The sequence below is a fragment of the Streptococcus periodonticum genome, assembly GCF_003963555.1.
GTDB classification, from domain to species: domain Bacteria; phylum Bacillota; class Bacilli; order Lactobacillales; family Streptococcaceae; genus Streptococcus; species Streptococcus anginosus.
In genome coordinates this window covers 820,699-844,841 of the sequence record NZ_CP034543.1, presented here as the reverse complement: position 1 = coordinate 844,841, position 24,143 = coordinate 820,699, and the positions used below count along the sequence as shown (strand labels likewise).

At 39.2% G+C, this 24,143-nt stretch carries 25 protein-coding genes and 1 pseudogene; all 26 read right to left on the bottom strand.

Annotation, left to right across the window (positions count from 1 at the left end):
* Positions 1-29: 29 nt before the first annotated feature.
* Positions 30-887: a methionyl aminopeptidase gene (locus tag EHW89_RS04100; RefSeq protein WP_126466835.1), complete on the bottom strand. Its 858-nt coding sequence runs from the start codon at positions 885-887 to the stop codon at positions 30-32.
* 24 nt (positions 888-911) lie between these two features.
* Entirely contained in the window at positions 912-2,189 is a 1,278-nt protein-coding gene (spxR, locus tag EHW89_RS04095) for a CBS-HotDog domain-containing transcription factor SpxR (protein WP_162614537.1), read from the bottom strand.
* Positions 2,182-2,733, bottom strand: a complete 552-nt coding sequence (locus EHW89_RS04090; protein WP_126466831.1) for a GNAT family N-acetyltransferase — start codon at positions 2,731-2,733, stop codon at positions 2,182-2,184. The genes spxR and EHW89_RS04090 overlap by 8 nt, the downstream gene beginning before the upstream one ends.
* 78 nt (positions 2,734-2,811) lie before the next feature.
* Entirely contained in the window at positions 2,812-4,071 is a 1,260-nt protein-coding gene (locus tag EHW89_RS04085; RefSeq protein WP_126466829.1) for a UDP-N-acetylglucosamine 1-carboxyvinyltransferase, read from the bottom strand.
* A gap of 416 nt (positions 4,072-4,487) precedes the next feature.
* The gene (gene metK, locus EHW89_RS04080) at positions 4,488-5,678 is read right to left on the bottom strand and encodes a methionine adenosyltransferase (RefSeq protein WP_126466827.1); all 1,191 of its coding nucleotides are present in this window, start codon (positions 5,676-5,678) and stop codon (positions 4,488-4,490) included.
* A 266-nt stretch (positions 5,679-5,944) separates the two neighbouring features.
* Positions 5,945-7,222 carry a dihydroorotase gene (locus EHW89_RS04075; RefSeq protein ID WP_126466825.1) on the bottom strand — a complete coding sequence of 426 codons (1,278 nt, stop codon included), beginning with the start codon at positions 7,220-7,222 and terminating at the stop codon, positions 5,945-5,947.
* 12 nt (positions 7,223-7,234) lie between these two features.
* The gene (locus EHW89_RS04070) at positions 7,235-7,705 is read right to left on the bottom strand and encodes an NUDIX hydrolase (protein ID WP_003031692.1); all 471 of its coding nucleotides are present in this window, start codon (positions 7,703-7,705) and stop codon (positions 7,235-7,237) included.
* A 36-nt stretch (positions 7,706-7,741) separates the two neighbouring features.
* Positions 7,742-8,395, bottom strand: a complete 654-nt coding sequence (locus EHW89_RS04065) for a uracil-DNA glycosylase (RefSeq protein WP_126466823.1) — start codon at positions 8,393-8,395, stop codon at positions 7,742-7,744.
* Between the two features lie 21 nt (positions 8,396-8,416).
* The gene (locus EHW89_RS04060; protein ID WP_126466821.1) at positions 8,417-9,403 is read right to left on the bottom strand and encodes a Gfo/Idh/MocA family protein; all 987 of its coding nucleotides are present in this window, start codon (positions 9,401-9,403) and stop codon (positions 8,417-8,419) included.
* A gap of 654 nt (positions 9,404-10,057) precedes the next feature.
* Positions 10,058-10,228, bottom strand: coding sequence for a hypothetical protein (locus EHW89_RS09505; RefSeq protein ID WP_226997586.1), 171 nt, complete (start codon positions 10,226-10,228; stop codon positions 10,058-10,060).
* The gene (locus EHW89_RS04055; RefSeq protein ID WP_223350767.1) at positions 10,228-10,599 is read right to left on the bottom strand and encodes a DUF805 domain-containing protein; all 372 of its coding nucleotides are present in this window, start codon (positions 10,597-10,599) and stop codon (positions 10,228-10,230) included. Before EHW89_RS04055 ends, EHW89_RS09505 begins: the two co-directional genes overlap by 1 nt.
* 81 nt (positions 10,600-10,680) lie before the next feature.
* Positions 10,681-12,909 carry a DNA internalization-related competence protein ComEC/Rec2 gene (locus EHW89_RS04050; protein ID WP_126466819.1) on the bottom strand — a complete coding sequence of 743 codons (2,229 nt, stop codon included), beginning with the start codon at positions 12,907-12,909 and terminating at the stop codon, positions 10,681-10,683.
* Positions 12,893-13,597 carry a helix-hairpin-helix domain-containing protein gene (locus tag EHW89_RS04045; protein WP_126466817.1) on the bottom strand — a complete coding sequence of 235 codons (705 nt, stop codon included), beginning with the start codon at positions 13,595-13,597 and terminating at the stop codon, positions 12,893-12,895. The genes EHW89_RS04050 and EHW89_RS04045 overlap by 17 nt, the downstream gene beginning before the upstream one ends.
* Before the next feature lie 180 nt (positions 13,598-13,777).
* Entirely contained in the window at positions 13,778-14,245 is a 468-nt protein-coding gene (gene smpB, locus EHW89_RS04040) for an SsrA-binding protein SmpB (protein WP_022526922.1), read from the bottom strand.
* Positions 14,208-16,541 (bottom strand): ribonuclease R, encoded by a 2,334-nt coding sequence (rnr, locus tag EHW89_RS04035; protein WP_126466815.1) that lies wholly within the window; start codon positions 16,539-16,541, stop codon positions 14,208-14,210. Before rnr ends, smpB begins: the two co-directional genes overlap by 38 nt.
* Before the next feature lie 91 nt (positions 16,542-16,632).
* On the bottom strand, positions 16,633-16,866 hold the full coding sequence (secG, locus tag EHW89_RS04030) for a preprotein translocase subunit SecG (protein ID WP_003024744.1): 234 nt from the start codon (positions 16,864-16,866) through the stop codon (positions 16,633-16,635).
* Positions 16,867-16,905: 39 nt separating this feature from the next.
* Positions 16,906-17,055, bottom strand: coding sequence for a 50S ribosomal protein L33 (gene rpmG, locus EHW89_RS04025; protein WP_003024746.1), 150 nt, complete (start codon positions 17,053-17,055; stop codon positions 16,906-16,908).
* Complete coding sequence (locus tag EHW89_RS04020) at positions 17,039-18,244, bottom strand: multidrug efflux MFS transporter (RefSeq protein ID WP_180757762.1); 1,206 nt, start codon at positions 18,242-18,244, stop codon at positions 17,039-17,041. Before EHW89_RS04020 ends, rpmG begins: the two co-directional genes overlap by 17 nt.
* A gap of 258 nt (positions 18,245-18,502) precedes the next feature.
* Positions 18,503-19,468, bottom strand: coding sequence for an NAD(P)-dependent alcohol dehydrogenase (locus EHW89_RS04015; protein WP_126466813.1), 966 nt, complete (start codon positions 19,466-19,468; stop codon positions 18,503-18,505).
* Positions 19,446-20,057 (bottom strand): dephospho-CoA kinase, encoded by a 612-nt coding sequence (gene coaE, locus EHW89_RS04010; protein ID WP_126466811.1) that lies wholly within the window; start codon positions 20,055-20,057, stop codon positions 19,446-19,448. The genes EHW89_RS04015 and coaE overlap by 23 nt, the downstream gene beginning before the upstream one ends.
* 3 nt (positions 20,058-20,060) lie before the next feature.
* Positions 20,061-20,885, bottom strand: coding sequence for a DNA-formamidopyrimidine glycosylase (gene mutM / locus EHW89_RS04005; protein ID WP_126466809.1), 825 nt, complete (start codon positions 20,883-20,885; stop codon positions 20,061-20,063).
* Positions 20,886-20,892: 7 nt separating this feature from the next.
* Complete coding sequence (locus EHW89_RS04000) at positions 20,893-21,336, bottom strand: GNAT family N-acetyltransferase (protein WP_126468059.1); 444 nt, start codon at positions 21,334-21,336, stop codon at positions 20,893-20,895.
* Between the two features lie 8 nt (positions 21,337-21,344).
* On the bottom strand, positions 21,345-21,869 hold the full coding sequence (locus EHW89_RS03995; protein WP_126466807.1) for a mycothiol transferase: 525 nt from the start codon (positions 21,867-21,869) through the stop codon (positions 21,345-21,347).
* Positions 21,870-21,922: 53 nt separating this feature from the next.
* Positions 21,923-22,393, bottom strand: coding sequence for an NUDIX hydrolase (locus tag EHW89_RS03990; protein WP_106384026.1), 471 nt, complete (start codon positions 22,391-22,393; stop codon positions 21,923-21,925).
* Positions 22,394-22,395: 2 nt separating this feature from the next.
* Positions 22,396-23,088, bottom strand: a pseudogene (locus EHW89_RS09500) (alpha/beta fold hydrolase).
* Between the two features lie 96 nt (positions 23,089-23,184).
* Positions 23,185-24,084 (bottom strand): GTPase Era, encoded by a 900-nt coding sequence (era, locus tag EHW89_RS03975; RefSeq protein WP_126466802.1) that lies wholly within the window; start codon positions 24,082-24,084, stop codon positions 23,185-23,187.
* Positions 24,085-24,143 lie beyond the last annotated feature (59 nt).

Below are 24,143 nucleotides of genomic sequence, written 5' to 3'. Positions count from 1 at the left end.
GAGCAAAAAGCCCCTTTCCATTCTTATTTTTAATAAGTTCCTTCTTCTCCTTGGCTGGTTAAGATAACAGGACCATCTTTGGTAATCACAAATTGATGTTCGTATTGACAAGAAAGTCCACCGTCCAGCGTTTTGTGAGCCCAACCCGTTTCAAAATCTGTGTCAATCTCCCAAGTACCTGTTGAAATCATTGGCTCAATTGTCAAAACCATGCCTTCACGAAGACGCAATCCGCGTCCAGCGCATCCGTAATGAGGCACCATTGGCTCTTCGTGCATGGTTGGTCCAACACCGTGTCCTACCAAGTCACGAACGACACCATAGCCATGACTTTCCGCATACTCTTGAATCGCTGCACCAATGTCACCAATTCGATTGCCAACTTGAGCAGCTTCAATTCCACGATAAAGGCATTCTTTTGTCACGTCCATCAGTTGGTGCACTTCTTCACTCACTTGACCAACTGCATAAGCCCAGCAAGAATCCGCAACACCTCCACGGAAATTTTCTGTATAGTGTTTCATCTGCTCTACATTGTTGAAATCGAGTTTAGAAACATCCAATTCTGCTTTATCAACCAAGCCAACAACCATATCTACTTTAATTAAGTCACCCTCAACCAATTTTTGATGACGTGGAAAAGCATGTGCCACTTCATCATTCAATGAGCAGCAAGTGGCATAAGGGTAGTCCATGATGCTCCCTTCTACGCCAATTTGAAGAGGAAGCGCATTATCTTCTTTGCAGCGTCTGCGGACATATTCTTCAATTTCCCACATGTCAATACCTGGCTTAATCAAATCCCTTAAACCTATATGAATACTGGCGAGAAATGCGCCGCTTTTTTCCATTAAATCAATTTCACGTTGTGATTTTAAAGTTATCATTCTTTCTCCTTAATATCTGAGGTATTAGTTTATCTTTACTGTAATGGTCGCTTTTGCAACCAATTGAAGTTTTAAATAAATATCGTAATCCAAAATAGCAGAGTGCCTTGTTTGTCGAACAATTCTTGGTCGAAGTGTCAAACTTTCATCAATCTGAACAGCTTGCAAGAAATAAATCATCATCTGCTCAATAATAATATTTTTCTTGCCAGATGTCATGAATTGATGCGTTGCTGTCGTTAAAATCTCTGTTAGAATCCCGTTAGACAAAACACCGTTACTTTCTAACATAAAAGGTTCCACAACAAAAGAAAATTCATTGTTGATATGACGAAGTTTTTGAGAGACTTGGTCACTAAAAGTCGGTAGGCTGGAGATTTGTTCCCGACTCATTTTTTCCATGACATCACGACGCGTAATGACTCCAAGAAGAGTTTGATTGCTCCGAATAACTGGTACCATTTCAAAATCTTCTGTAATCATACGCTGGCTAACATTGGCAATACTGGTGTTTAAAGTGACGGCATAGATATTTTTCGTCATGACTTTGTCCAAAATAGTGTGAGGAGACTTGTCACCAGTATCACGCATAGTCACCACGCCAACGACCATATTATGCTGATTAACAACAGGAAAACGACTGCTACGGTTTTTTCGAACCAAATCCATAAAATCACGAACGGTATCTGTATCTTTTAAGAAACCATACTCATGACTACCACGATAAACCTGTTCCACGGTTAAAATATCTGTTTTGATCTGCATGTTGGACAGAGCACGATTGATAATCGTTGCAACTGTAAAGGTATCATGTTGGGATCTTAGAACAGGAATGCTTAGGCGGTTCGCTAATTTTAAAACATCAGAACTCACTTCTAAGCCACCTGTCACTAAAACAGCATTTTCATGCTTCAAAGCCAATAACTGAATACGGGTGCGGTCTCCAATAATCAAGAGGCCTCCTTCCGTTAAGTAACGTAAGAGATTCTTCTCGGTCATTGCCCCGATTGTGAATTTACTGAATTCCTTTTCAAGTCCGTCTTGACCAGCTAATACTTCTGATTTCGTAATTTCAGCAATTTCTTTAAATGTTAAGTGCTCCAGCTCTACTTTGGGAGATTTTACGCGAATCGTTCCGCTACGAGGACGTGTTTCTACCAATCCACGATTTTCAGCTTCTTTAATTGCACGATAAGCAGTCCCCTCGCTTACTCCTAAATAATTGGAAATACTGCGTACACTAACACGCTTTCCTACTGGTAATTCTTCCAAATAAGCGATAATTTCTTGATGTTTACTCATGAAAGTCTCCTTTTTCATAGCAAAACTCTAAATAATCCCGCATTTTACGTGTATAACGGTCGCTCCCCTTGAACTGCCGCCTACAAGAAAATCCTGTCTTCTCGGCAACTCTTTGGCTGGCTTTGTTTTCCAGATGAGTTATAATATAAAGTCGCTTCAAATCAAACTGTGTAAATGCCAAATAAACAATATTTTTGACGCACTCAGTCATCAGACCATGTCCCCAATAATCCTGCCGAAGAAAATAACCAAGCTCTGCTTCGCCCTTGATTTCGTCTATCTTTTCAAATTTGACAGAACCAATCATCTGCCCAGAATCTTTATCGCAAATCGCCCAAATTCCAAGAGGATGTTTCATAAAATAATTAGCCAATACATGTTGGCTTTCTTGTAAATTAGCCTGCACAGGAAAAATGAAGCGTAGATTTTCAGGATTGGAGGCAATTTTATAAAAATCTTCACTATCCATAAAGGAAAATGGACGTAATACTAAATGTTCTGTTTCTATAAAGGCGAATTCCGCCAATTTTGTCCACAAATTCATATCTTACCTCTAAAGATAAGACCCAGTTGGTACGCCAACCGGGCTATTTCACCTCATCATGTCAACGCTGTTTCGAATCTATTCTTCGACAAGCTGAATGTCTGCTCCTAAACTCGTCAACTTTTCAATAATATTTGAATAACCTCGTAAAATAAATTCTACATTTGTAATTTCGGTTTTTCCATGAGCTAGCAAGCCTGCAATTACAAGTGCTGCTCCTGCCCGCAAATCAGTCGCTTTGACCGCTGCACCTTGCAATTGATTAGAGCCTTCATAAGCAATATGATTGGCACTCGTTGAAATCTTTCCTGCCATTTTTGCTAACTCAGGGACATGATTTACTCGCTTTTCATAAATCGTATCAATAATTAAGCCACGTCCTTTAGCAGTTAACAAAAGTGGCGTAATAGGCTGTTGCAAGTCTGTAGCAAAGCCTGGATAAGGAGCCGTCTTAATATTAATTGCTTTCAAATCATGTTGCTTTTCGACATACACACTATCTTCAGAAACGGTCATGCGAACTCCCATTTCTTCTAATTTCGCAATAAAGCCTTCTAAGTGTTCATAAAGGACATTGTTGATTTGCACACCTTCACCAATTGCAGCAGCCATTGAGATATAAGTTCCTGCTTCAATTCGATCTGGAATGACTTGATGACGAGTACCATGAAGTTTGTCAACACCTTCAATGACAATAATATCCGTACCCGCTCCTCGAATGTGTGCTCCCATATTATTCAAAAGTGTCGCTACATCAATGATTTCAGGCTCACGAGCTGCATTTTCAATAACGGTGCGCCCTTTTGCTTTTACTGCCGCAAGCATGGTGTTAATGGTCGCCCCAACACTTACCGTATCCATGTATATACTAGCTCCGTGGAGATGTTTACCACCTGTCGAAAGGTTCATGAAATTCCCCTCGTAAGACATAGTAGCCCCCATGGCTTCAAATGCTTTCAAATGCAAGTCAATAGGTCGCGGACCCAAATCACAGCCACCAGGTAAACCAACTGTTGCTTCGCCATAGCGGCCCAGCAAGCTACCATAAAAGTAATAAGAAGCACGCAAGCTATTGATTTTACCATAAGGCATTGGCACATTTTTTATACCACGAGGATCAATTCTTAGCGTATCATCTTGGCGCTCAACAGTAGCTCCCATAGCTTCCATAATGTCAATCAAACTCACAACATCGGAAATATCTGGCACACAGTCCAATGTCACGATTTCATCAGATAAAATTGTCGCCGGAATTAAAGCGACTACGCTATTTTTAGCACCACTAATAGTCACCTCTCCTTTTAAGGGGCGACCACCATTAATTACAATTTTTTTCATTTTCAGCTCTTTCAAAGAATTTCTAATCAAATATACTGCACTTTATTATAACACAGTTTCTGGGAAAATCCTATCCTTTTAAAGAAATCTCTTTTGACTTGTCATTCTTGTTATATAACGATTACAGAGCAATTTTATTTTTGTAACATTAAAAAAGGAGTGAGATCGAACTAAAATTTGAAAATTTTTAGTTCGTAATCTCATCCCCGAAAGGTTGCTCAACAATTTCCTAGACTGTTGAGAGGTAAAAGTTTTTTATCAAAAGTACTCTTTTCTGAGCTTGAAAAACGAATAGTCTTGAGACTTGCTTAGCACAAGCTCTGTTCGCTATATCCAAGTCCTGCTTTGAGTAATCAGCCAACTGCGCTACTGGTTTATTTTGAAACTAAAGATTTTTAGTCTAAGCGACCTACTTGTTATTTCACAGCTGCTTTCAAAGCATCTACTTTATCAAGTTTTTCCCACGGCAGGTCAATATCCGTACGTCCCATGTGCCCATAGGCAGCAGTCTGACGGTAAATTGGTCGTTTCAAATCAAGCATTTGAATAATACCAGCTGGACGAAGGTCAAAGATTTGTCGAACTGCTTCTTGAATCTTACTTTCTGAAACTACACCTGTACCAAAAGTATCAATGCGGACTGATACTGGATGTGCGACTCCGATAGCATAGGCTAGCTGAACTTCTACTTTCTTAGCTAATCCTGCTGCAACAATATTCTTGGCAATATAACGCGCTGCATAAGAAGCGGAACGATCGACTTTTGTGGCATCTTTTCCAGAGAAAGCCCCACCTCCGTGGCGTGCATAACCACCGTATGTATCAACGATAATCTTACGTCCAGTTAAACCAGAATCTCCTTGAGGTCCACCAATAACAAAGCGACCAGTTGGATTGATGAAAAACTTACTTTTTTCATCCAAATACTCTGCTGGAACTACTTCTTTAATGACCTTTTCAATCACATCTTGATGAATCTGCTCATTGCTTACTTCTGGGTCATGTTGAGTGGAAATAACAACAGTATCCACGCGCACTGGTTGGTCATTTTCATCGTATTCAACCGTTACTTGAGATTTTGCATCCGGACGAAGATAGGAAATTTCTCCAGACTTGCGAAGCTCTGCTAAACGACGGACTAATTTGTGACTGAGAGAAATGGGCAACGGCATTAGTTCAGGTGTTTCATCTACAGCAAAACCAAACATCAGCCCCTGATCACCGGCACCAATCAAATCAAGTGGATCTTGTTCAGTATTTCCACGAATTTCAAGGGCTTCATTCACCCCTTGAGCGATATCTGGTGATTGCTCAACAAGCGACGGATGCACCCCCACTGTTTCTGCTGAAAAACCATATTCAGCTTTTGTATAACCAATCTCTGCAATTGTATCGCGAACTATGCGGTTAATATCCACATAAGCATTGGTAGAGATTTCCCCAAAAACATGGACAGAGCCTGTGTAGACAGCTGTCTCAGCAGCCACATGAGCTTCTGGATCCTGCTCCAAGATAGCATCTAAAATAGCATCTGAAATTTGGTCTGCAATCTTATCTGGATGTCCTTCAGATACAGATTCAGACGTGAAAAGTTTACGTTCTGACATATTCATGTCCCCCTTTTAATGAAATATTCCCTCCTAAAAATTCTATTATTGCTAGGAAGTTACTTGAAAATCTGTAAACAGACTTACGTTAAAAAGTTACAAAGCACTAGTCTCTATGGTTAATATTTAACCTTTGACTACCTTTTCGGGACTATTTTAACTTCTCTATTGTATCATTTTTTATCCTAATAAACAGAAAATTTTCTAAAAATTATAAGAAATTTAAAATACAATAAGGTTGAAAAACACTTCCAACCTTATGCTTGTTATGATGATTTGCTTCCATAGACAATTTGCCCATCACAGATCGTATAGTGAACAACACCTTTTAATTTTTCACCGATAAATGGTGAATTAGCTGCTTTTGAGACAAAATCTTCTGTTATCATGCGTTCAGCATCTGCATCGAAAATGGTGAGATCTGCTGGTCCATTCTCAGCAAGGTAGCCCGCTTCAAAATCATAGAGTTGCGCTGGGTTAATTGTCATTTTTTCCAGCAACTGCATGAGTGTCAAATGACCTGCTTCCACCAAATAAGTCAAACCAAGCGAAAGTGACGTTTCTAGACCTGTCATACCAGACGGTGCTTTGGTGATGTCTTTTACATTCTTTTCATCAGAGTGATGAGGTGCATGGTCTGTCGCAATGACTGAAATAACTCCAGACTTAAGCCCTTCAATGACAGCTAAACGATCTGATTCCAAACGAAGTGGCGGGTTCATCTTGGCATTGCTACCTTTTAACAACAATAGCTCTTCTGTCTTAGAAAAATGCTGGGGCGCTGCTTCTGCTGTTACGTGAGTGCCCAATCGCTGAGCGAATTCCACGACTTTCACACTTTCTGCTTTTGATAAATGCTGGATATGAATATGAGTATTGGTTGCATGAGCAATCATCACGTCACGCGCAATCATACTATATTCAGCAACACCTGTGGCACCGCAAAATCCAAAATGTTCTTTGGCAATCTGCTCATTAAACCCAAGGATACCATTGAGTTCTGGGTCTTCTTCGTGAAGGCAGATAAATGTACCATTTTGGTCAGCTTCTTCCAAAGCTTCGCGTACTATTTTTGTACTTTTTAATGGAATTCCGTCATCTGAAAAACCAATAGCTCCCGCTTCCAAAAGCGCTTTGAAATCTGTCAAATGCTGTCCATCAAAATTCTTTGTAATGGTCGCGATAGACTTAATATGAATGTTTTCACGATTGGCAGATTCTAATACTTCTTTCAACGTCTCTACTGTTGAAATCGTTGGAGTGGTATTTGCCATCATGACAACCGTTGTAAATCCGCCCGCTGCCGCAGCTAAAGCACCCGTATGAATGTCTTCTTTATGCGTCTGACCAGGTTCACGAAAATGAACATGAATATCAATCAGCCCTGGCGCCACCACCAATCCAGTCGCATCAATCGCCTGAGCGTTTTCTGCCTTCAAATCCTGACCAATTTTAAGAATTTTTTTATCCTTAACCAAAACATCGCAAATCTGATCTAAACCAGACTTAGGGTCCATGACACGACCATTTTTAATTAACAACATGTACTTTTCTCCTTATTCTCCATAAAAATCAACATGACTCTCCACCAACTTCTCTCCTTTGTAAGAAAATTTAGCCGAGAAGAATGGTTTATCTTCTAAAATCCAAGATAGAAACGTATGATCTCCCTCCCAAGTTGGTTTGGACAAAACTTGTTCATAAGGCACCCATTCCAAAGTCCCCTCATCGCAGTCAATCAAGTCTCCCTCAAACTCCGTCACTTTAAATACATAGGTATACCAATCATGGTTAGGTGTAAAATCTGGAAACGTGATAATACCTTTTAATACTGGCTTATTGACCCGCAAACCTGTTTCTTCAAAGATTTCTCTTACAGCGCACTCCTGCGGCGTTTCACCTTTCTCTAATTTACCCCCAACACCAATCCACTTACCAGCATGAACATCATTAGGCTTTTTATTTCGATGTAGCAATAAAAATTCTTTGCCGTTGTCAATATAGCAAATCGTTGCTAACTTAACCATTTTTCTCCTTTCGAAAATACCACTATATAAAACTACTTATAATAACCAATTTATCGGCTCTATCCCTTGAGATGTTAGAAAGGCATTTGTTTTAGAAAAAGGTTTGCTGCCAAAAAATCCACGATGAGCGGATAAGGGACTCGGATGAGGAGATTCTAAAATGAGATGTCTAGGATTAGTTATCAAGGCTTTTTTCTTGCGTGCATAAGAGCCCCAGAGTATAAAGACAACAGGTGTATCTTTTTCATTGACAACCTTAATCACAGCATCCGTAAACGGTTCCCAGATTTGACCGGCATGTCCATTTGCTTGCCCAGCAGGAACAGTCAAACTGGCATTCAGCAGCAAGACTCCTTGCCGTGCCCATGGTGTCAAATCATGAGATTCTTTGATGCCAATGTCATCTGCTAACTCTTTCAAAATATTTTGAAGAGAAGGCGGCGCTGGAATATCATCTGGTACTGAAAAGCTCAGCCCCTGCGCTTGACGCGGACCATGATAAGGGTCTTGTCCCAAAATCACTACTTTTACATCTGCTAAATCCGTCGTTTGTATCGCATTAAATACTTTTTCACGCGGCGGATAGATTGTGCCTGATGAATAAACCTGATTTAAAAAATAATTAATTTTACCAAAATAACCATCAGGTAATTGTTGCTTAATCAAACTATGCCAAGCTGAGTGTTCCATTGTTTCTCCTGTTCTATATCGTTATTTTTCTTCCTCTGGATAAGTCATGCCCCACTCTTTTCGCAAATCCGTCATGATTTTCATGACATCACGACTATAATCCAAATACATCTCATTTTTGTCACCAGCTACTGCTTCTTCCATATCAAGAATTTCATACATTAAAGCATCACTCGTCTTTCCAACTTCAATGATTTCTTGATGCCCGTCCCCCGTATAGGTAATAACCGCCTTTTGTCCTCGAGGATATTCATATATTTCAATATAGCCTTTATCATAAGCAATTGTTCCACGCTTGGGCTGTTTAGCATGGAGGCTCAAGGTCAAAGTCGCCATTTCTCCTTCGGCATTCGTTAGAAGAATCCCTGCTTGCTCATCGACACCCGTTGGTGCAAATTTCACTTGCGAAAGGACTTGGTTAGGGCTAGATGTCATAAACCACCGAACAAATGACAAGGCATACACGCCAATATCTAACAGTGCACCGCCAGCAAGCTGACGATTAAAGAAACGATTTGTCATATCATATTCTTTGTAGCTACCAAAGTTCATTTGAATCATTTTTAAATCACCTAATTGACCACTGGAGATGATGTTGTTCAATTTTCGATAGATTGGCATGTGGTAAATCGTCATCGCTTCTGCCAAAACGACATGTTCTTGTTCGGCTAATAAAACTGCTTCTTCCAATTCTTCTGAATTGAGCGTAATGGACTTCTCACATAAAACGTGTTTCCCGTTTTTTAATGCTTTTCGTAAAAAATCAATATGCGTATTATGTGGTGTGGAAATATAGATAATGTCCACATTTTCGTCCTTAAATACATCATCAATCTGATCATAAACTTTTTCAATACCATATTTCTGTGCAAAATCCACACCTTTTGCATACGTTCGATTGGCAACAGAATAGAGTTTTCCACCCAATTTCTCCAAGGCCTGTGCCAATTCATTAGCAATCACACCTGTACCTAAAGTTGCCCAATTATAGCGTACCTTATTTTCCATGGTCATTCTCCTAGCTACATAATTATCTTTATCATACCAAATTTTCCTTCATTTAGCTGACTTTTTGTGTAGAGACATCCCTTTTGACAAAATCCTATGAAATCAAACTATGCTTTTCTATCTAAACAATCGAATAAAATCAAGGATTACAATTATTCAGAATATTCCTTTATGTTATAATAAATTGAGAAGGGAGCAATTTTATGTGGTCTTGGTTTATTGTATTTTTACTTTTGGTTATTGCTTTATTTTACTTTTCAAATATCATAATAAAAACTATTATCGGATTTGGATTATTTATTTTTGCGATTGCTATCATTTGCTTTTTCATTGATTATCACAACGATCCAAATAAAGACTAAAAATTGGCTTAAATAGGTCATTTCTCTAATGGGATAAAAGAGATATAAGATTGGCTTATTCATGAATAAATTCCTAAAAATGATATTAAAAAAATCGTCATTTCTAAAAAACACCCCAATGCATTATTGGAGCATTTCTAGTTTAGTTATCTTCAGAGATAGCTGAGTCCAACTCTTTCTCATCTGATTGAACAACTTGTTCTGGAGTTTCAATGGTAATCGCAGATTCTTGTTGAGATTGAGTTGGTGTTGTTTCAGGTTCAACTGCTTATTCTTGTGGTTAAGTAAATTGTTATGCTTGAACAGGTTGTTGCTGAGATTGTGCTTGTTGTGTCGTAAATTGTCCTTGGTGAACCGTAGATGTTTTCACTTCTTTAGTTGGCATACAAAGTAGGACAATTAGAGCGATAGAACATAGTAACATAGCAACGGCAGCTAAAATATTTAAAATTGGAACCCACATCAAAAGTATAGGACCTGCATATAAAAAGATAAATGCCCAATGATAGCCAGCATCCCGCAAACGACGCACATAATCGCCAAATTTGGGACTAAAGTTGCTATCCCAAAAACACTCAATAAAATAATGATAAAAAATTCGGAACCTAAACTACTTATAAAAATACTTGGATCAAATTCTCCTTCATAATCATAATAAGTCGCTTGCTGTACAACATTGAAGATTGCAACCAAAATTGACCCAAAAGCCATAATACCAAATGGAAGTGTAATCAAAACATTGCACAAAACAGACCACCAATAGTCAGATCTAGTTGATTTTCCTTCAAAATCAGCATAGTGAGTCCAAAACTTTTTATAAGCTGTAAATATCATAAATCTCCTAACATTTTAATTTCTAATAGGAATATCATACTTTCCCTAATAAATCAACGGAAATTAATTTTTAGAGAACAATTACTTGACCGTTTCTAATCGCCAGTTTGTCCACCCTGAAAATTTAACTGCCCCTTGTTCATCTGTCCGATAGAGTTTAGCAGGCAATTGTGCAAATCGCTCTATTGTATCTTGACTAGGTTGCTTAGATTGATTATTTTTCCCGACAGAAATGAGCGCAACCGTTGGTTCTATTTGTTGCAAAAACTTTGAACTTGATGAACTTTTAGCTCCATGTTGCCCGACTTTCAAGACATCTGTTTTCAACTTTGGATAATGTTGCATCAACTTTGCTTCCTCTTCTTCTTTCAAATCGCTTGCAAATAAAAATCTTGTACGGAAAAACTGACCATATAAAACAATCGAATGGTCGTTCTTGCTAGCACCCGAAAGAACTTGCAAATGATGATCAAAAATAGGAAGTTTGTCACCTTGTTTTACGACATGAATGAATGTATTTGTCTCCCTTAATTTCTTTAGGAAATCTGCATTGCTTAGACTACTTCTGGAAATATAAATTTTCTTTATTGCAAACTTTTTAGCAACTTCTAATACATCTCCTGCATAATCTGGATTAGGATTTGTTAAGACTAAAGTATCAATCGTATCTACGCCACGACTTTTTAGATAAGGAATCAAAATTTTTTCTGCATTTGAGCTAATTGCTCGTTTTTGCCAAACTTCTTTTGTTCTAATTTCCTCACGTCCGCCAACATCAATCAATACATTTTTTCCTTTCCAGTCTCTCAGAAAAATACTATCTGCTTGCCCGACATCCACCATTGTGATCTCGTTTTGCAAAGGAAATTTAGTTACAAAAAAGAGTAATGAAAGAAACAGACTAAGAAATATTACCCATTTTTTATTTTTTCTAACATCATACAAAATAGCCAATACAAGCAGCATAATAATCAGCAAAAGCGGGCTGGGCTGCCCAAAAACGATTGGTTTACCAAAGGCACTTGCTATCCAACGAATACTATTTTCTAACCCTTCAAATAGAAAATTGACTTGAGTCAGCTTTATCAAAGGCGAAAAAAGAAAAATAAACATCAAGCCTGGTAGCATCATTGCATCAAAAATCAGTGAAAAAACAAATATCAACAAAATAGACCAAGGTTGAAATTCACCAAAGTAAAAGATTAGAATTGGTAAAACACCAAGTGAAATAACGCTACTCTCTACAACAACTTTTCGCCAAGAAGCCAGACCTTCAAAATCTATCACACTAATGACAAAAGCATAAGCACAGGAGAGAACTCCTCCTGCCGACAAAAGAAAGGACGGCATAATCAAGGACAATATCATCATCGTTAAAGCAAAATTATCTAACTTAGTGATACCATGTTGCGATAATAATTTCTGAATTAAGCTCCGTACAACGGATACTGAAAATCCAGTCATTCCCGCATAAAAGAAAGAAAATGGATATTGGCATTTACGAACCATTTCTTGTGTGAACCCCAGCCTTAACAGTAACTTGCGAAATCCCTCCATAAAAAAGCCAACTTGCATGCCAGACAGCGCAAATAAATGAATAATTCCCAAGCTAGAATAAAGATTGCTCATTTCGTCAAAGGCTGTATCCAAGGCGCCAAATAAGAGCCCCGTCATGTAATTACTCATCGGATTTGGAAAATGGTTCTTGATAAATACCAGTGCCTTTCTTCGCCAGCTAGAGAGCCACTCCAAAGGGTGCAAGCTGATTCTATCTTGGCTCGATAAAATGGTATCTACTTTTAAAATTCGATAAATCCCTTGCGTTTTTAAATAAGATTGGTAATCAAAACCATCAAAATTACGCTTCTTCTCAGGGATTTCAAATTCTCCCTCAACTGTCAATGTAACCAAACTAGAGAGATTTTGAAAAGCCAATTGTTCTTCCTTTGATTTCAATTTGTAGTAAACTTGATAAGTCTGCCCATTTGTTTTACCACGGAAAGAAAGCGAATCTCCATTTACCTTAATCGTGTCAGGTAGAACTGCCACTTGTCTTATAGGAGAAGGTTCTACTTTCGTCTTCTGCTCTGCTATCTCCCTACGAACAAAGAAAAAACCAGCAAAACAAGAGAGGATCATGAAGGTCATGAAACATTCTTTCGGTGAATAAAATCGAAAAAGACGAATCCCTAGAAAGATAAAACCAAGCCATGCTAACCAGCTACTTTGATAGATTGCAAAATATAACCAGACAAGCAAAAAAGCTATGTAAATTGGCTTAATCGGAAATCTTTTAATCCACTGTGACATATTCTTTCAATTTTTCTAGTGTTTTGGCACCAACTCCTGATACATTTTTCAGGTCATCAACTGAATTAAATTTCCCGTTTGCCTCACGATAATCTAAAATATCTTGCGCACGTTTTTGACCAATACCAGAAACAGTTTGCAATTCCGATAAATTGGCAGTATTTAAGTTGACCTTATTTCCTTTTTGCGATGCGACTTCACTAGTTCCTAACGTTGAAGATTGTCCTGTTCCACTTGCAACACTTGCCGCATTCTCACCCACAGTTGCCACATAAACAACAGCTTCATCCGTTAGTTTTTGCGCCAAATTGATAGATTTGCTGTCAGCGTCTGTCGTTAAACCACCTGCTTTTTGAATCGCATCATTGATACGGCTAGTCTTTTTCAGTTGATAAATACCTGGATTTTTGACTGCACCCTTGACATCTACAGTTAAAAATTCTGATTCTGCACTTGAACTCGTTTGAGGCTCTGCTTTTTCTTTCTGTGAGTTTTTCTTCGTTCCAGTTGAAATTTCTTCTAATTCTGCCTCCGAACTCGTAACCGTTTCCTGTGCGAGCTCTGCTACATTTGATCGTCTACTAGATTGACCATTTATCATAAAAAATCCTGCTATTATCAAACCAATCAAACTTAAACCAATCAAAATTTTATACTCTTTCATCTTTTCAATGATTGTCTCTAACATCTTTCCTCCTAAGTTGAATGAAAATTTGCTTTATCTATTTATTCGTAAAACAAATAAAAAGCTGAAAAAATTTCTCAGCTTTTGCCATGTTAGAAAAGGGTTTTTGATAAAGATTGACCAATCAACTACCTCGAACTACTAAAAAATCGGAAACAACTTCCGATTTTTACATCTTGTATATTATCTCACATTATAAGCCTTCATCGTCCGAGCAATGTCTCTATTTTGCTCACGAAGTTTAATGGATTCACGCTTGTCATAGTCGTGTTTCCCTTTAGCCAATCCTAAAAGTAACTTGGCATAACCGTCCTTAAGATAAACTTTGAGGGGAACCAAAGTCATTCCAGTTCCTTTGGTTTCCTGCTCTAATTTCTGGATTTGCTTTTTATGCAATAGCAATTTTCTCCTACGTTCAGGATCTTGATTCCAGATATTGCCCTCCTCATAGGGAGCGATGTGAACATTACTGAGCCAGACCTCTCCGTTTTTGACTTGAGCAAAGCCGTCTTTCAGGTTAATTCGTGCAGCCCGCACACTTTTGATTTCAGTTCCGGTCAGAACCATGCCCGTTTCAATCGTATCAACAATCGTATAGTCGTGTCGTGCTTTTTTATTTTGCGCTACGACCTTTCCTTCTCCCTTTGCCATTCTTGCTTCCTTTCTTTACCACTTCTTTATAAAAGGGGTTCTTGCCCTTGTTTTTCTTTAATTTCTTATCCCTAGGAACTTTTCCTTTCGGAGATTTGTCTCTTCGTTCTCTGTTATCTTGATGCGACTGTTGACGCCTATCACGATTGGATTGCTTTCTCTTTTCAATCACGTCATATTCACTAGGTAGGTATTCAAAGTCAATCTCTCCCGTAGCCTTATCAGCCCGAACTAGCTTAATGTGAATCTGTTGACCGACACGGAAAACAACACCTGACTTTTCACCCTGTAAAGTTAGATTGCGTTCATTGTAGTGGAAAAATTCTGGCAGCTTGGTTACATGAATCAAACCTTCAACTGTGTTTGGAAGTTCAACAAAAAGACCGAATTTAACAACGCTTGACACAATACCATCAAATTCTTCTCCCACAAATTCTTCCATAAACTCAGCCTTTTTCATAGCTTCTACTTCTCGCTCTGCTTCAATAGCTCGCCGTTCCCTGCTGGAAGACTGACTGGCAATGTCTGGAATGACTTGCTCAAAATGCTCTGCTATTTTCTTAGAACGCCCGTAATCGCGCACCATACGGTGAACCAAAAGGTCTGGATAACGGCGAATCGGACTAGTAAAGTGAGTATAAAACTCGGCTGCCAAACCATAATGACCGTGGTTGTGCTCTGAGTAACGAGCCTGCTGCATGGAGCGCAAAAGCATCATAGACAGCACTTCCTCATAAGGCTGACCGTGGACTGCTTTCATAATATCCTGAAGGGCAGATTGGCTCATAGAATTAGCAGTTCCGTAAACCCGAACGCCAAAAGTAGAAGCATAGTCAATAAACTTTTGTACTTTTTCAGCCTTAGGTTCTTCGTGAATCCGATAAATAAAGGGCAGGTTTAACGTAGCAAAATGCTCCGCCACTGTTTCATTGGCGACTAGCATAAAGGACTCAATCATACGCTCCGCAAGTCCACGCTGGCGCAAAACAATATCTACTGGACGCCCGGTCTTATTGACCAAAATTTTAGCTTCTTTCGTATCAAAATTAAGAGCTCCACGTTTGTATCGCATCCGCTCAAGAATTGTATGAAGTTCCACCATTGCTTCAACACTCGGTAAAATCGCTTTAAAAGCTGCTCGTTTTTCCTCATCTCCTGCAATCATGTCATTCACATCGCTATAGGTCATACGAAAAGTAGTTTTAATGATTGTTTGAGTAATAGTATGCTTGATAACTTGACCTTTTTGATTAATCTCCATGATAGCCGATTGCGTCAGTCGATCTACATTAGGATTGAGCGAGCAAATGCCATTTGACAAACGCTCAGGTAGCATCGGTATTACACGGTCAGTCACATAAACCGATGTCGCTCGGTTGAGGGCTTCCTTGTCCAATTCAGAACCTTCTTGAACATAGTAAGAAACATCTGCAATATGAACTCCCAGTTCAAAATGTCCATTTGATAGCTTCTTGATATGAACTGCATCATCCAAATCTTTCGCATCCGCCCCGTCAATGGTAAAGGTAATTTCATTACGCAGATCTAAACGTCCTTCAAAATCTTTTTCAGACAGCGCCTCTGGAATCGTTGATGCTTCCTTCAAAACTCTTTCTGGAAACTCAGACACAATATCCATGGACTCCAAAACTTCCAGAACATCAATTCCTGGATCATCCTTATGACCGACCACATCTAAAACATTAGCTACAAAAAAGTCATGCTTTTTAGTTGGATATTTATCAATCTCTACTTTTAAAATCTCTGTTCCATCCAAAATCAAAGCAGGCTTCTTAATATAAATAGGTTGACTGATTTTCTGATTTTTTGACCGAATATAGCCAGCATACTTAGGCTTCTCTTCGTCTAAGATAAGCTGACCCACTGCTGTTTTCAAGCTGTGTTCCAAAACATCAATAACCTTGGCTTCAGCAGATGTTCCCTTGCTGCGATCTGCAACCTTAGTGATTGCAACTTCTACCGTATCACCATCAATCGCATAGTTGACATCATTGCGACCAATAAAAAGATCATCCTCTTCTTCATTTAAGGTAACAAAACCAAAGCCATTTTTATGGGCGTGAAAGATTCCTTTCAAGGTAAGCATTTGCTTTTCTTTGCGAAGCTGGATTTTCCCTGCATCGCTAAAGGCCAGCTGACGTTTTCGCTCCATTTCAGAAATCGTTTTGACTAGGTTTCTAAAGTCTTTCGCCTTTTCTTTCCCTAATCCCTGCGCCAGTTCATCCATACTAGCTTCTTTTTTTTCTCTTAAATAGCTTAAAATTTCTTCTTTCATTCTTTCCTTTTTTCTTATGTTTTCTAAACTTTAAGTCGCCTTTACTCATCTACTACAGAAAAAATAGGCAAAGACAAAGTCAGAGCCCATTTTATTTACTAGATAAGATTGTCAGCATTAATGCAATCAACAACCAAAAGAAAACCATCACTCCCGTCAAACGCTGCATAACTGCTTCAAATCCTCTGGCTTTTGGTCGTTCAAACAAATCACCCGCACTTGCGTCAAATACATTACTTGATTGATTTTTGGTTGGTTGCATAAAAATTGCAATTAAAATAAATACTGATAAAATCAATAAAATGGTTAATAATAAATTATACATATCAAACTCCTTAAAATCTCATCTATTCTACCATAAAATTTATTTTGATTCAAGATGTAGGGTCACTTTTCTTTCTTTGGGACAGTATTTTAATACCTCAACCTTTTCTGGATGTGTTTTCATATTTTTACTCGTTAAATAATTCTGACTGCCGCAAGAAGAACACTTTAAATTAATTTTTACTCGCACTGATTTCCTTTGCTCCTAAATATTTTCTAAAACTAAACAATAAAAAGAAGAAGTTCAATAAAGCTAAACCTGCTGTGCTATAGAAAACCCAATGATAGCCAAAATGAACAGAAATAGCTGACCCCATTAACGGTCCAATAACGCCACCAATATAAAAGAAGGTTTGATTGTAACTGAAAATCCGTGAAATACCTTCTTGGGGAGTAATTTTATTGAGCAGAGAGCTAACTCCAGGCAAAAGCGCACCCGTCCCCAGACCAAACAGAAAACGATAAATTCCCAATTCAAGTGGCGTACCAGCCCTCGCACAGAAAATATAAATTACAAAACTATACAAAAGAGCCAGCAGAAGCAAACGGTGATTTCCCATTTTATCTCCTAATTTTCCCAGCCAACTAGATGAAAATATGCTTGAAATGCCCATTGCTGAAACGATTGCACCAGATACCAATAACAAATTTTCTTTTTGTCCTAAAGAGCGGATATAAAGTGTCAAAATAGGGGAAATGGACTGTCCAATCATCTGAATCACCATGCTAGTAATGAACAAACCAAAAAGGATTGATTTTTGAGGAATTCGCTGAAATAGTTGCTTGGTCGAAACTTCTTTTCCTTTAGAGACAGGATGAAAATCTTCTTTTATCCCAAAAATGGTCCACAAAGTAACAACAAACAAGAAAAATCCAACCAAAAGGAAAACATTTCTCATTCCCAAACTTTGAGCTACCATTCCTCCTAAGAGTGGTCCCATCAGAGTCCCCGCTACGACACCTGTTGACAATGTTCCCAAGGCATATCCAGAATGTTTTTTGGGTGCTTGGCTGGCAATCAAAGCCGTGCTATTCGGTACATAACCAGAAAACACTCCATTTAACAGTCTCAATACAATGAGCCAAAATACATTCGGTACAAAAGCCAAGCCTCCCATCGTAAAGGTCATTGCAAAAGCTGCCCGAATCATCATTGGTTTGCGACCGTACCTATCAGCTAAACTTCCCCAGACAGGCGACAAAAGTGCGGCTGTCAAAGCTGTACTCGAAACCGCCAAGCCTGAATAAAATTCAACCATAGAGCCTCTGGCGCCTAATTCTTCCACGTACAAAGACATAAAGGGAACAACTAGTGACAGGCTAGCACCTATAAAAAAGTTCCCCAGCCAAGCAATCCATAAATTCCGTTTCCAATTCACTTGATTCTTAATAAAATCATCTTCTTTCCAACTTGTTTATAACACAGAATAATAAACATCACTCTGCCTTTTTAATTCTTCTGAAGATCCTAGTTGTGCATTTTTAATAATGATTTTCCCAGCCAGTCTTTAAAAATTTTTTATAATCAATGTTCAATTGACACAATTCTTATCCTTTGTCATTAACCAATAATCAATCTATTAGACTACTTTGAGCATCATCTGAATGATAGCCTATCTAATATAGGCTTGTCTATACTAAAAATGCATTCTTAAAGCAATCTTTCCTTGGGGGTGTTCGTTCATCACATATTGGATAGCTTGTGAAACCTGAGTAATGGGATAGACCTTATCAATGAAAGGTTTGATTTCTTTCTTCATCACTAACATCTGCATTTCATTATAATAAGCTGCTCTTGGTTTTAGAAAGTAACTAAAATAGCGAACCCTTTTTGAAAAGAAAGATTGCAAGAATGAAGCAGGCAGATAGCTCGCTCCTACACCTACTAGAATACCATCTTTCTTCAAATGTGCCTTTAGTATCTTCAAATCAACATGTCCATTAACGGCTAAAATGAGATCATCCTTTCCTGCTGCTTTCTCAAAGTCATCATGTTGATAATCAATGACTCTATCACATCCCAAATCAGTTGCCATCTTCAAATTGCGCTGGCTGCATACACCGGTTATAGATGCTCCTAAAGCTTTGGCGTAACACACTAAAAGGTGCCCTACACCGCCCGAAGCACCATAAATTAAGACACTCTGACCAGACTGCAATTGCCCTGTACATAAAGCGCCTATGGCTGTCTTAGAGGCACTAGCTAAAACAGCTGCTTCTTCATATGAGAGGTAGCTTGGTTTAAGTACAGTCTGCTTTTTTTCCAGTAAAGCATGTTCAGCCCAAGCTCCGAAAGCCATGAAACCTAATGTTTGACCAAAGACCTCATCTCCTTTTTTAAAGTTTTGAACTTGTTCTCCAACTGCTTCGACCTGCCCTGAAACTTCACCTCCCAAAATTTTTCCTTTACCTCCAAAAAGAAGGGTTGCTCGAGCAAACAAAGACAGTTTTTTCCCTTTAAAGCGCTCATAGTCAACATTATTTAGAGAAGAATAGTTTACTTTCACTAGAATCTGGTGTTCCTTAGGAATTGGGCGTTTTATCTCTTTTACTTCAAAAGCATTCCCCAAATCGCCTCCTCTATAAACCATTGCTTTCATCATTTCTTAATCTCCTAAGCTTCTTATCAATCTGTTCTATCAGCTCTTCTAAATTGCCATCATTCTTGATTACAAAATCTGCATAAGGAACTTTATCCTCCAGCTTCATCTGACTGGCAAGGCGTTGCTGCGCTTCTTCTTGTGAATAGCCATTTCGTGCCTTCAGCCGCTTGATTTGTGTCTCTGGATTCACGTAAACCAGCCAAACCTCATCAAACCAGTCTGCATAATCCTGCTCAAATAAGAGCGGAATATCCATAAAGAAAGTCTCCTCAGTCTTAGCCAGTTGGTCGCGTCGATTGGCTAACTCTTGCCGAATGATATCATTTTGTAGCTGGGAAGATTTCGCTAAATTTTCTTGGCTAGAAAAAATGAGCTGAGATAGTTTAGGACGCTCAAGCTCACCTGCTTCGTTCAAGATAGCAGACCCTAGCCAGCTGATCAATGCTTGATAGAGTTTACCGCCTTTCGCCTGCAATTCATGAACCACCTGATCCGCATCAATGACCTGATAGCCCTTTTGCCTGAGATAATTTGTGACTGTCGATTTGCCAGAAGCAATACCGCCTGTAATTCCGATTATTTTTGCCATGTCCTACCTCATTTTTTGACAATATGGACAAAGGTGAGTTACACGACCAGCTAGTTTGATTTTTTCAATTTCGTGACCGCATCTAGTACAAGGTTGGCCTGTTTTTCCATAGACTTGCAGGAAATCCTGCATGGTTCCGTCTTCTCCCAAAGCATTGCGGTAGGTGCGAATGGTTGAACCGCCTTTTTTGATAGCAAACTGCAAGACTGCAATAATCTGCTTGCGTAATTCCTCTGCTTCTCCAGCAGTCAGACTTTGAGCTGCTCTTGCCGGATGAATCTGCGCTCGCCATAATACCTCATCCACATAGATATTACCAAGACCTGCGACTAAGGTTTGACCCAGCAGGTAAGGTTTAATCAATTTCTTAGATTTTTTCAGAGCGGCTTCAAATGGCAGTAAATGAAAATCTGATTCAGTCGGTTCTGGTCCTAGCTTTCGCTCAGTAAAATAGGATGTTATTTGTTCTTTTCTCAACAACTCCATCGTGCCAAATTTCCGAACATCCTGATAAACGAGGCTGCTGCCATCTGTAAAATGAAAAATTACATGAGAATGCTTCGTCAACTGGACCTCTTCAGGATAGAAAAGATACTTTCCTTCCATACGCAAATGCGAAATCAGCACCCAATTCGTCAAATAAAAAATCAGATACTTGCCCCGACGCCCAACAGCATCAATGCTTTGCCCCGGTAATTCTAAGACAAAAGAATCTGCCCCCGTTCCAATCATCTTGGCATAACGGACATCTACCTTTTCAATCTTTTTTCCTTTAACCAGCCGCTCTAAACCACGGCGTACCGTTTCTACTTCTGGTAGTTCGGGCATGTAATCTTTATCCTTTCTTATCCAAATGTAATATGTAATGAACAGTTCGACTTATTTCTTCAAATCTCGCACTCTTGTGAAAAGCTTGACTGACTGCATTGTCCATATCACAATCTGAAGCTAGCTGGTACACTCCTTTTTCTTTCGCCCACGACTGTGCAAACTCTAGAAGTTGATGAGCGATGCCATTTCTTTGAAAAGCAGGTGCTACCGCTATGCCTTCAATATATGCGATAGGAAGTTGCTCTGCTCCTTCCACATACTCCGAACGCATAGATAAGCTGATCCAAGCAACGGCTTCTCCCTCTAAGTAGTATAAAAATTCATTAGGAAATTTGCCTTCAAAAAATGCTGCTAGTAATTTCTTTTTCTCTATCTTCCAAGCTAAATGAGCAAAGTAAGCCCAGTCAGCTAGATGAGATTTTTCAACCGCTCGAATTTCCCCTACCATTCCCTTTTTCAATCTTCTCTTCCTAGCAGGCGGCGAGCATAGATTGCCTGACCTGAATGCATAGCAGCATCGTCAATGATCGATACTAAACGATTCCCACGTTTAATAGCTGGAGTCCAATTCTCATCAACAACATCGTCCAAACTGTCTTCATTCACCTCTGATAAATAAGCAATTGTTGCCGCAACCGCTTCAGACAGATAGTCTTTGAGCAACTCAATATCTGTCACCACAACTTTATGCGCTTCTTGAGGAGTATGGTGCCAATCTTCCGTATCATCTGGCAAATCCAAGGCAAACTTTTTCTTCCAACCTTTAGAGAACCAGACTGGTTCGGTCTTAGCTAAATCAGCAATCTGAAAATCCAGCTCCCGCGCCGTATGCCAAGTCAACCAAGTCACAGACTTAATGGACGGAACTGTATCCGCAACCGGAAAATCATTCGCTTCTTCCACAGATAAATTAGTCAGCACCGACAAAAAACGCTCCTCGGCTCGTTCCACATTTTCCACTAAAAGATTTACAAATTCCATTGCCCTACCTCCTTAAAAAATAAATTAATCACGGATTATATGTCAATCTCAACTCAATGTCCCATCGCAAAGTTGTCATCAAAATACTCAGCTAACATCAGGCGATGCTTACTACTCACAGATTCTAAGTTCTCAATTTCTTCCTTAGAAAAGAAACGCAGGCGTAGAGTTTCTTCATTGTGAAAATCTGCAATATTCACTGGTGAAACAGCCGCCAGCTCATAGATGAAGACAACCGTCTGCACCGCATCACCATTCGGATAAACTTCCTCGAAATTACTGTAAACATTGAGAAAACGAGTAGCTTCTACTTCAATGCCAGTTTCTTCAAAAAATTCACGCTTAGCAGTATCAAGAGTGGATTCGCCAAGCTCCATTGCACCGCCTGGAATAGCCCATGTTTTCTTATCCCCGCGTAGTTGCAACAGCACGCGTCCCTCGTCATCTGCTAAAATACCGCCAGCAAAGGTCAGAATAACCTTGTCATGCCCAACCTTTGAGCGAATGTAGGAAATGTAGTCCATATTTAGAAACCTTTTAATTTATCTGGAAATGCTTCGTCTTGAAAAAAGTAGCGGAGTAATTGTATATGCGTGTCAATATCACTAAACAGCCACGCATGCCCTTTATTTGGATAATAGGCACGATCACTCAGTCTGTTTTTTCTTACCAATTCTTTATGAGATTCATGAATTGACTTCGATTCTTTACCGCCCGAAACAAAGAAAACAGGATTGTCGAAATTTGCAGTAATCCTCAGCAGATTTGCCTGTAACATTGCTCGGCGAAAAGACTTAGCAGAAGCCCTTTGCAAATCCATTATGAACTAACGATAGCTCTCTTCAGGTACACCATCTTTCTGCATCATTTTTGCCATAAGGTTGCCCATTAGCTTAGTGTTTTTTAATAACGACATGATGTAAACACCGGCAATGACTTTGCGGTAGCCTTTTATAGGGTGGTGACAGGCACCGTCAACAATCGCTCTATCAAATAAATCAGCATGTTTTTCCAACAATTTAAGAACGAGACTGCCTCCCAACGATAGTCCAACAAGGTGCGGCTTGCCGTGAGCCCTGTTTTTGATGATATCAGCAATCATTTCTGTAACATCATTAAAATTTGTCCGCCCAATGTCGCGGCTAGAACCATGTCCAGGCAAATCAACAGCTATACAGTGAAAATCATTTTTTAACTCAGCGATATGATGTGCCCACATCTAACTGCTAGAACCAGACGCATGCAAAAGGACAATACTTTTATCATTTTGGTGACCTTTTTCTGCAACAAATAACGACCTCATCTTCCTCAGCCTCTAATACTCCTTTTTGTTATATCCAAAATCTGCCAAGTCTAGCCTTTTGTCCCGCCAGTTTTTCTTGACTTTAACCCAAGTTTCAAGAAAGACTTTATCACCCAGCATGAGTTCAATGTCGCGGCGTGCCAAAGAGCCGATTTTCTTAAGCATAGAGCCGCCTTTGCCGATGATAATGCCCTTTTGACTGTCTCTTTCCACCATAATGGTAGCACGGATATGCACTTTATCAGTCTCCTCATCCCGCTTCATACTGTCAATGACTACCGCTACTGAATGCGGAATTTCTTCACGTGTCAGCAATAAAACCTTTTCCCGAATCATCTCAGAAACCAAAAAACGCTCAGGGTGGTCGGTAATCTGGTCAGCTGGGAAATATTGGAAACCTTCCTCTAAGTTTTCACTTAAAATATCAACTAGATGCGAAACATTATTGCCTTGAAGAGCAGAAATTGGCACAACTTCCTTAAAGTCCATCTGCTTGCGGTAATCATCAATCTGACTCAGCAGCTGATCCGGGTGTACTTTATCAATTTTATTGATGACCAAAATAACAGGAACTTTAGCCACTTTTAAACGCTCCATAATCATATCATCACCCTTACCGCATTTTTCATCGGCAGAAACCATAAAAAGAACTGTATCCACTTCACGCAAGGTACTGTAAGCGGATTCCACCATAAAGTCGCCCAAGGCAGTCTTAGGCTTATGAATCCCCGGCGTATCAATAAAAACAATCTGCTCCTGATCTGTCGTGTAAATTCCCATAATCTTGTTACGAGTCGTCTGAGCCTTATCACTCATGATAGCAATCTTTTGCCCCATAACATGATTTAAAAAAGTAGACTTTCCAACATTTGGACGTCCTAAAATAGCAACAAATCCTGATTTAAAGGTCATTTTTTACCTCGTTTATTCCTTATTAGTCTAATATAAGAAAATCGGAAAGGATTCTCCGA